This window comes from Thermosynechococcus sp. QS41, from assembly GCF_031583515.1.
Classification (GTDB): Bacteria; Cyanobacteriota; Cyanobacteriia; order Thermosynechococcales; family Thermosynechococcaceae; genus Thermosynechococcus.
Genome location: NZ_CP134181.1, coordinates 2,654,028 through 2,660,027, shown reverse-complemented (window position 1 = coordinate 2,660,027; position 6,000 = coordinate 2,654,028). Strand labels below are relative to the sequence as shown.

Sequence of the window (6,000 nt, the reverse complement as noted above, 5' to 3'; positions counted from 1 at the left end):
GCAAACCTCGTCCGTAGGATGTGAGCAATGATAGGCAACACGACCAAGACGGCAATAGCCTTGCAGGGCTACCGCTGCCTCACGGGAAGTGATACGATTGTAGATCGCTCTAACGACTGACTAGGGCGTGCCCCTTGGGGCAGTGTTTTTTCTGATTAACCATCATAACTGCAACAGCCATGACGCAACGTACACTGGGCGGTACTGTCCGCAAACGTAAACGCACCTCTGGGTTCCGCGCGCGCATGCGCACCAAATCGGGTCAGAACGTCATTAAGGCACGGCGGCGTAAAGGACGGGCACGGCTTGCAGTCTAGTGCTCCCTCGTCAACATCGCCTGCGCGATCGCCATGATTTTGACCGCGTCTATCAACACAAAACCGCCCACCACGGCAAACTGGCCGTTCTTTGGCTGGCGCCCCAAGCCGTCAAGGCAGCACCCCGGCTGGGCATTGTGGTCAGCAAAAAGGTGAGTAAGCGAGCCGTTGATCGCAACCGTTTGAAACGGCAATGGCGACGGGTGATCGGCTCACTCTTACCGCAGATAGCCGCAGGGTGGGATATGATTGTGGTAGTGCGTCAGGCGGCACTGCAAGTGAGTGACGAGGACTGTCGCGCTGAATTGACGCAGTTAATAGCCAAAGCAGGGGTACTGACGATGCCAGGAATTTCCGAAGACGTTTTCTACGAAGGCGGTCCCCATTGGGGCGACTTGGTGATCAACTTACTGTTGGGGCTAACGGTGATTTGTCTGCCCCTTACCGTTGGTGCCATTGTCCGTGCCCTCTGGCTGCGCTACCGCATTACCAATCGGCGGATTACGGTGATAGGTGGCTGGATGGGGCGCGATCGCTCCGATGTCATTTATAGCGAAATCACCAAAGTCGTCACCGTTCCTCGCGGCTGGGGCGCCTACGGTGATATGGTCGTCACCCTCAAAGATGGTAGCCGCTTAGAAATGCGCGCTGTCCCCCGCTTCCGTGAAATTTATGACTATATTTCTGCCAAATTGAGTCCCGCTGCCAAAAGTGTCAGTGGCGCGATTGGTTCTTAAGACCTAAGATAGTTCTGTTAACTGTTCACCCCTAATTGCAGGATTCCATGGATTTTGGTATCGGTTTCCTCTCCAACAATGTCATGCTGCCAATCCTTGACTTTTTCTATGGGATTGTGCCCAGCTATGGCCTTGCGATTGTGGCGCTGACACTGGTGGTGCGCTTTGCCGTCTATCCCCTCAGTGCGGGATCCATTCGCAATATGCGGCGCATGAAAGTTGTGCAGCCGATCATGCAAAAACGGATGCAGGAAATCCAACAGAAATACAAGGATAATCCTGCCGAACAGCAAAAGGCAATGGCAGAGGTGTACAAGGAGTTTGGTAATCCCTTGGCGGGGTGTTTCCCCCTGCTGTTGCAGTTGCCGATTCTCTTTGCTCTCTTTGCCACGCTCCGCGGATCACCCTTTGCTGATGTGAATTACCAGCTCAACCTGCAAATTGTTCCCCCTGATCAAACTGTCTTAGCCCAGCCCTTTGCCACTAAGCCGCAAAATATCTACGTTGATGAGGGCATCCACTTCCCCATTCAGGCGGTGGTTCCCAGCGGTACCAAGATTCCAGTGGGTCAAACGGTGGATCTCCAATTCCAAACCAAGGAGGGGAAACCCTTTAGTGAACTGGCCGCCGCCTATCCCAATAGTCACCTGCAACCCAAGTGGCAAATTATTCGCGGTCAAGAGCGGGCAACCATTGACAGTGAGGGGCATCTGCAAGCCCTGCAACCCGGTGATGTAACGGTTCAGGGAACGATTCCGGGGATTGCGGCGGATAAAGGTTTCCTCTTTATCTCTGCCCTTGGCCATGTGGGTGCCATTGATCAAGGGGAACTCTTCATCACGCTGCCCGATGGCACACGCCAGTTTAATTGGGGCGCGATCCACTGGGATATCCTGATCATGATCCTTGGCTTTGGTGTCAGTCTCTACGTCAACCAGTTGCTCTCTGGCCAAGGCAGCAGCAATAACCCGCAGCAGCAAACTGTAAATCAATTGACGCCGATTATCTTCTCTGGGATGTTCCTCTTTTTCCCACTGCCGGCAGGGGTGCTACTCTATATGCTAATCGCCAACATCTTCCAGACGGTGCAAACCTTTATTCTCCAACAGGAGCCGTTGCCAGAGAACCTGCAAAAACTCGTGGAGGAGCAGGAACGGGCTGAAGCGATTAAAAATCGGGCTGCTCTTCCCTTTGAGGGCAAGGGGGTTAAAAGTGCCAAGGCCACTAAAGCCAAGCGTCATCCATCAAGTTGAGGGGAGGCATGACCGCTGATCCAATTGCTGCGGGGTGTGCGTGGCTGGAACAGGCGCTTGCTCTAGCAGGCTTTAAGACAACCGTTTCTGTGGTGGAGTCCCCTTTAGCAAGTGTGGTGCCTGGGTACTGGCTAGAGATCGATCGCCAGTCCCTGAGTGCTGCGCAAATTGAATCCCTGCTGGCCAACAATGCCCAAGCTCTCGATGCGTTGCAATATCTGCTCAATGCCACGTTGAATTTGGGGCGATCGCGGGAGGAGCAAACGGCTTTTACCTTGGAATTGGCGGGCTATCGCCGCGCCCGTTATCGCCAGTTGCAGGAGATTGCCCATCAGGTGGCTGCCCAAGTCCTCGACACCGGTAAACCCGTTGAAATTCGCTCCCTATCCGCAGCAGAGCGGCGTGTCGTTCACAGTCTCATCAAGGTAGAGAGCGATCGCCTTGAAACCTTTAGTTATGGAGAGGAACCGGATCGCCGCTTGGTGGTGCAGTTAGCCCAAGGGACTGAGGCCGAGGTGGCAGCTGATGCGCTGGAGCAGGTATAGACCCAAAATCGAGTTGCCACTGCGATCGAGGGGTGGACTGTAGCAGGCGATCGCCCCCTGTCGCGGCACAATGGCCAAAATCACACCACTCACACCCGATTTCACGGGCAAGCCAATTTCTAGGGCATAGCGGGGGGAGTCCTCGTAGAGGCCACAGGTGAGCATGAGCACATTCACCTGCTGACGATGGCGATCGCTCACCTTGTCATGGGGCAGTGCCAACAGGAGACCCAAGCGCGCCACTTCCTCAATCGTTCCTTGGAAACAGCACACCTGATTGTAGATCTCAAGGGCAACTCCGGCATCGGCAATGCGTCCAGACTCCACTAAACAGTGGGCAAGGGTGCGATTTTGCCAGTTGGGATGGCGATAAACGGCTGCTAACACCTCCTGATCCACCTGCAACTGCGTACCCGCACACTCATTGAGCCAAGTCTGAAAGACCGCAACACCGCCAACATGAGCCAATTGGCTAGCAAGGGCGATCGCTCCACTATTAATCATGGGATTGCGCGGCCACCCCTGATCAAGGGTTAACTGCAACACAGAGTTATAGGGGTAATCTGAGGGGCGCTGTCCCACCCACGTCCACACCTGCTCCTGCCACAGCGTCAAGGCATACAGCAGCAAGAAGGGCTTAATTGCGCTCATTAAGGGAAAGCGCAAATTGGAACGCCCAAGGGTAAACTGGTGCTTTGGGGTAACAAGGGCAAAGGCAAAGGCTTCAGACCCCACCCGCGGTAGCCGTTGAAGGGGTTCCCCCTGAGGAAGTTCTGCCGATGCAGCCTTGAGCCACTCTTGGATGAGGGCAGGGTCTAGATCCCCCAACATTGCTATTGCTGAGCCTAAGTATTGGCATCGAGGGAGAGCTGCTCGCTAGTGGTGACCCGTCGCCGCCGCCGCCGACCTGCGGGCACGGAGGCCTCTGGGGTGGATGCTTCCCCGCCGGATTCAGACTCGGTCGTGACTTCTGGCTCACTGGTATTGAGCAGCGCAGTGGCTGGAATCGGCTCGACATTAATCGTGCTAACCACAGGGGCGGGCGGCTCATCAGCAGTCTCTGGGATATCCTCAGGCATTCCCTCACTAACGGGTCGTGCAGTTTTCTGGGGCAGGGGTAGGGGGTCTTGGCCGGGGCGTGCCACCATCACAATCGTTCCCCGCGGATTCTTCACCTCCTCAGAGTGCAACACAAGGGGTGAAATTCCCATTTCCGCATAGACCGCCTGCTCTTGATCCGTCATTGTTACGGTAATCACTTCCGCTGGTTCAGAGCGGCTAGGACGGGCAGGGCGCGGCGGACGGCTCTCCACTTTGACCACTGGCGGCGGCGCCGTTTCTGTAGGCGTGGTAATCACCTTGCGGCCATTGCCATTTTCAGAGGCACGGCGAGGACTGCGGGGGGTTGGTGGGTGACTACTGCGGGAAGCACGCGGGCGAATACCCCCTACCGCTTGATAGTCAGGGTGGTTAATGAGTTGGGTCTCTAGACTGCTACTGGCAAAGCCATTGGGTTCAGTGCGGGATTCTAAACTGCGGCGTGGCTCCGGTGGACGCGGCATGGGCGATCGCTCGACAATTTCGCCGGGGCTATCCTCCGGTTCACCGGGTAAATGCACCAAGTGACCCAGACCACCGCAGGCACTACAGGGACGGCCAAAAAGTTCATAGATATTTTGCCCTTGACGTTTGCGGGTCAGTTCCACTAGCCCCAGTTCTGAGAGTTGAGCAATTTGGGGGCGAGCTTTATCAGCACGCAGGGCTTTACTAAAGTGCTCCAGCAGTTGCAACTGGTCGCGGCGGGAATCCATGTCAATAAAATCCACAATGATCACGCCAGCAATATTGCGCAGTCGCAGTTGGCGAGCAATCTCCGTAGCCGCTTCGCAGTTTGTCCACAGCACTGTTTCCCGCGAGGTGGCTGAACTAGTGAATGAACCAGAGTTCACATCAATGACCGTCAGTGCCTCTGTTGGTTGAATGATGATATAGCCACCGGAGGGCAAATCCACACGGGGTTTCAGGGCTTCACGGATGGCAGCATTCACCCGAAAGTAATCCAAAATGGGAATGGGTTCTTGGTGATAGTCAATGAGAACCCCCACCGGCTTATTGACATTCCAGTTTTTCAGGTGCTGTTTGACCCGTTTGACCCCATCCGGAGTATCCACCACAATGCGGTTGACATCACTGCTATAGACATCCCGCAACACTTTTTGGATAAAGTCATCATCGCGCCCCAGAAGCTGGGGAGGACGGCTGGAGGCCGCCTGCTGTTGGATCGTTTCCCACTGCCGTTGCAGGAGTTCCAGATCCTCAAGTATGGCCTCTTCGGAGACACCCTCAGCCTCTGTACGCACCAGTAGCCCCATGCCAGCGGGTTTGACCAAAATGCCCAAGGCACGTAGCCGATGCCGTTCCGCCTCATTGGTAATCCGTCGCGATAGATTCACCCCCCGACCGTAGGGCATCAGCACGAGATAGCGCCCAGGCAACGAAATATTTCCGGTCAGCCGTGGCCCCTTGGTGCCCGTGGGTTCCTTCATGACCTGAACCAGCACTTTTTGCTGCGGTGCGAGCAATTCCGTGATTGCCCCAGCCGTTCGCTTCAGGCGCAATGGGCCAAGGTCAGTGACATGGATAAAGCCATTACGGGAGGCATCCCCCAAGTTGACAAAGGCAGCATCAATGCCCGGTAGGACATTTTCAACCACCCCAAGGTAGATGTCCCCCACCTGATGGGTGCCCGTGGCCACGATTAATTCTTGAATTTGATCTTCGGCAAAGACCGCCGCTAGCCGATGTTCCTCGGCAATAATAATTTGCTTAGGCATTCATTATCCTTAGAATTTCTTAACAAAATAAACGTCAGCATGAATGGGCTAAAGGCATCTAGCACAGTGTTGAGCCACTCTTGCCCCTGTAAGGGACGTGTGCAAGTTTGGCTTTAAGATGGTTGGGAAAAGGGTTCCTGTAGAGGTGGGTTGGCATTGGAACGCGGAACGCAACTCTGGTGATACCTAAAAAGCTCTGCACGACTTGCAGAAGGAAAAGATGTCACCCCATGCCAGCCTTGATGAAAGTCTATGCTTAACCTTTGGTCTCTTAGGCTATGGAGGTTAAGCAAAAGGGATTTTTCTACAGTACC

General features: G+C 54.8%; 6 protein-coding genes and 1 pseudogene. 5 read left to right on the top strand and 2 right to left on the bottom strand.

Translation table 11 applies throughout. The features are described from left to right. The first annotated feature begins 179 nt into the window (after positions 1–179). The 5 genes and pseudogenes from rpmH to RHJ80_RS13035 all read left to right on the top strand — a co-directional run bounded on the left by rpmH (position 180) and on the right by RHJ80_RS13035 (position 2,852). Complete coding sequence (gene rpmH, locus RHJ80_RS13055) at positions 180–317, top strand: 50S ribosomal protein L34 (protein ID WP_099799755.1); 138 nt, start codon at positions 180–182, stop codon at positions 315–317. Then, positions 317–586: pseudogene (gene rnpA / locus RHJ80_RS13050) on the top strand (ribonuclease P protein component); the annotation flags it as partial. The gene rpmH and the pseudogene rnpA, both read left to right, overlap by 1 nt. A 72-nt stretch (positions 587–658) precedes the next feature. Beyond that, positions 659–1,054 (top strand): PH domain-containing protein, encoded by a 396-nt coding sequence (locus RHJ80_RS13045; protein WP_225901724.1) that lies wholly within the window; start codon positions 659–661, stop codon positions 1,052–1,054. A gap of 47 nt (positions 1,055–1,101) precedes the next feature. Then, complete coding sequence (gene yidC / locus RHJ80_RS13040) at positions 1,102–2,307, top strand: membrane protein insertase YidC (protein ID WP_310744652.1); 1,206 nt, start codon at positions 1,102–1,104, stop codon at positions 2,305–2,307. 8 nt (positions 2,308–2,315) lie between these two features. Further along, entirely contained in the window at positions 2,316–2,852 is a 537-nt protein-coding gene (locus RHJ80_RS13035) for a R3H domain-containing nucleic acid-binding protein (RefSeq protein ID WP_310743162.1), read from the top strand. Here the strand turns inward: RHJ80_RS13035 and RHJ80_RS13030 are convergent. Together RHJ80_RS13030 and RHJ80_RS13025 are read right to left on the bottom strand one after the other, a co-directional pair. Further along, on the bottom strand, positions 2,799–3,683 hold the full coding sequence (locus RHJ80_RS13030; RefSeq protein WP_310801194.1) for a glutaminase: 885 nt from the start codon (positions 3,681–3,683) through the stop codon (positions 2,799–2,801). The genes RHJ80_RS13035 and RHJ80_RS13030 overlap by 54 nt on opposite strands. Positions 3,684–3,697: 14 nt before the next feature. Continuing rightward, entirely contained in the window at positions 3,698–5,686 is a 1,989-nt protein-coding gene (locus RHJ80_RS13025) for an Rne/Rng family ribonuclease (protein WP_310743160.1), read from the bottom strand. Between the last annotated feature and the right edge of the window lie 314 nt (positions 5,687–6,000).

What these genes read in the sequence shown, in the direction of transcription:
- rpmH (WP_099799755.1), top strand. Translation starts at nt 180, where the DNA reads ATGACGCAACGTACACTGGGCGGTACTGTCCGCAAACGTAAACGCACC.
- RHJ80_RS13045 (WP_225901724.1), top strand. Translation starts at nt 659, where the DNA reads ATGCCAGGAATTTCCGAAGACGTTTTCTACGAAGGCGGTCCCCATTGG.
- yidC (WP_310744652.1), top strand. Translation starts at nt 1,102, where the DNA reads ATGGATTTTGGTATCGGTTTCCTCTCCAACAATGTCATGCTGCCAATC.
- RHJ80_RS13035 (WP_310743162.1), top strand. Translation starts at nt 2,316, where the DNA reads ATGACCGCTGATCCAATTGCTGCGGGGTGTGCGTGGCTGGAACAGGCG.
- RHJ80_RS13030 (WP_310801194.1), bottom strand. Translation starts at nt 3,683, where the DNA reads ATGTTGGGGGATCTAGACCCTGCCCTCATCCAAGAGTGGCTCAAGGCT.
- RHJ80_RS13025 (WP_310743160.1), bottom strand. Translation starts at nt 5,686, where the DNA reads ATGCCTAAGCAAATTATTATTGCCGAGGAACATCGGCTAGCGGCGGTC.